This window comes from Armatimonas sp. (genome assembly GCF_043760365.1).
Classification (GTDB): Bacteria; Armatimonadota; Armatimonadia; order Armatimonadales; family Armatimonadaceae; genus Armatimonas.
Map to the genome: position 1 here is coordinate 1 of NZ_JAYUPA010000149.1, position 2,200 is coordinate 2,200.

The 2,200-nt window shown below is 57.7% G+C and carries 2 protein-coding genes and 1 pseudogene; all 3 read left to right on the forward strand.

The annotated features are described in order from the left end of the window. The coding region (locus ACH2EH_RS03760) for a hypothetical protein (protein WP_395139111.1) at positions 1-1,099 on the forward strand (1,099 nt) is incomplete at its 5' end. 11 nt (positions 1,100-1,110) lie between these two features. Continuing rightward, on the forward strand, positions 1,111-1,947 hold the full coding sequence (locus tag ACH2EH_RS03765; protein ID WP_395139113.1) for a hypothetical protein: 837 nt from the start codon (positions 1,111-1,113) through the stop codon (positions 1,945-1,947). Positions 1,948-1,985: 38 nt separating this feature from the next. Then, positions 1,986-2,200 (forward strand): annotated as a pseudogene (locus tag ACH2EH_RS03770) (hypothetical protein); the annotation flags it as partial.

Below are 2,200 nucleotides of genomic sequence, written 5' to 3' on the forward strand. Positions count from 1 at the left end.
CAATGCGGTCTTGCTTCCCAACGACAGCTCTGTTCGTGTGACGGGGCGCACGGAAAACAGTATCACTCTGGCGGGAAGTGTCCCCACGCTCACGGCGGGGCAAGTGCTTCTCGGGACAATGGGCGAGGGCTTCATGCTACGCGTCGTCTCGACCGCTCCCGACGGCGCGGGCGGGGTGGTTATCCAAACGGAGCAAGCGTATCTTGAAGACGTCTTCCAGCAAGCGGACCTGCGTCTTCCTGCGGAGTACGACCCGGCGGGTTTCGTGGACACCACCCCCGACGATCCGGATGTGCAGTTCGTGCCGCCGGGCCGTAGCCGCGCCGATGATACGTCCCGGGAGTTTAAGATTGTTCTTCATAAGGCAGTGCTCGCCGGTACAAGAGACGCGGGCATTATCTGTGAGGGGGCGGTCACTTTTAAGTTCAAGACGGACTCCCAAATTCTCATCAAGGGAGGAGTGCTCCAGATCTACCGCTACGCGCCAACGACGGAGATCAAGTCTGGTTTTAAGGTCGTCGTCTCGGCAAAGATCCCGGGCATTTCCAAGCGCGTCAAGGTGAAAACCCTTGTTGGCCCCACTCTCTATCTCGTCGTGATCGTGGCGGGTGTTCCCGTGCTGCTTCCCTACGTGCCCATGCTGGATATTAATGTCTTCTGTGAGGGTAAGTTAGAGGTGGGCTACGAGCTACCCCAGTCGGTTATTACTTTCCAGGCTGGCTTCAGCTTCACTCCTCAGACAGGTGCAGTTCCGGTGAGTAGTCATAAAGTCGTGATGAACCCACTGAACTTAAACTATCTCAATGTCTTCAAGTTCGCTCTCGGGCCGGGTGCGGATCTCTCACTACGTCTTTTGGGTATCGCGGGGCCCTTCCTAAAAGCCGACGGTTATGGGGATCTGGAGCTGAAGCGACAGAGCAGCCCTGCGGGACTCAATGTAAAGCTGGGAGTAGGGATCAAGGCGACCGTTGGGGCATCGCTTGTGGTGAAGGATAAGGTATTCATCACCCGGGAGTTTCCCGATCTCATTGAGGTACGTCAGAACATCTTCGATAAACTCTATCTTGATACTGCCAGCATTAGGGTGTATGGAAAGTAAAAGGCCTGCTAATGAAATCTCTCTTGACTAAGATCTTGTCTCTTGTGCTAGCCGCAGTGGTTGTGGGACTGGTAGTTTTAGGTTGCGCGGGCGGCCCTGGAAACAAGTCGAGCCGGGCGACGGGGCTAAAGCTGCATATCGTCTGGCCGGAGCGCGGCGCAACACGTGTCATTCCGCTGTCTGCCCAGAGCTTGAAGGTAAGTGTGAGTGCCTACGAGCCTGACTACGCGGTTCCGATCAGCGAGACATTGGTGGCGCGGCCAGCAGGAAATGGGGCGACCTCGGATATCACACTGAGTACCATGCCCGCTCTGGCGAAGATCCGTATCACGATGACGGCCTACCCCAACGCCGATGGGACGGGAGTGGCTCAGGCGGTTGCTACCCAGGAAATGACGACGGGGGATGTGGGATCCTCGGTCAACCAGGATGTCTCTCTGAACAGCACCGTAGATCATGTTACCGCCAGCCCCGTGAGCGTCTCGACGATTGTTGGGGGGGGAGCCAGCGTGAGTGTGACTGCCTTCAACGTCGATAACCAGGTCGTTCCCACCGCGCCGGAGTCGTGGGGCTGGCAGAGCAGCGCGGCGTCAACAGCCTCCGTGGCGGCCTCGGGCAATCCCGTGACTGTCTTGGGGAAAGTGGCAGGCGGTGCGTCCCTGACGTGTACGCACAGTGAGTCCGGCAAGAAAATCACCATCAATGTGACCGTGGCATCGTCCACCGGCCCGCCTGGGTGTCGCTTCCCAGGCCAGCTCTACGGCGATAGCTGCGGCACCGATAAAAATGGCACGAACCTCTCCTGGAACTGCGAGACGGGAGCGTGCGAGGAGCCGTTGGTGAAGTAATCAGGATTGACAATTGCAAAGGTAGGTAAAGGGTTATCATGAAATCTCTCTTGAGTTTGATTTGGTCTCTGGTACTGGTTCTCGTGGTTCTGGGAATGGCGGGCTGCGGCGGCAAGAGTGGCGGTGGCGGGGGAGCTGACTCTCCCCTTCCTGCCATTTTGCAGCCCAATGCGGTCTTGCTTCCCAACGACAGCTCTGTTCGTGTGACGGGGCGCACGGAAAACAGTATCACTCTGGCGGGAAGTGTCCCCAC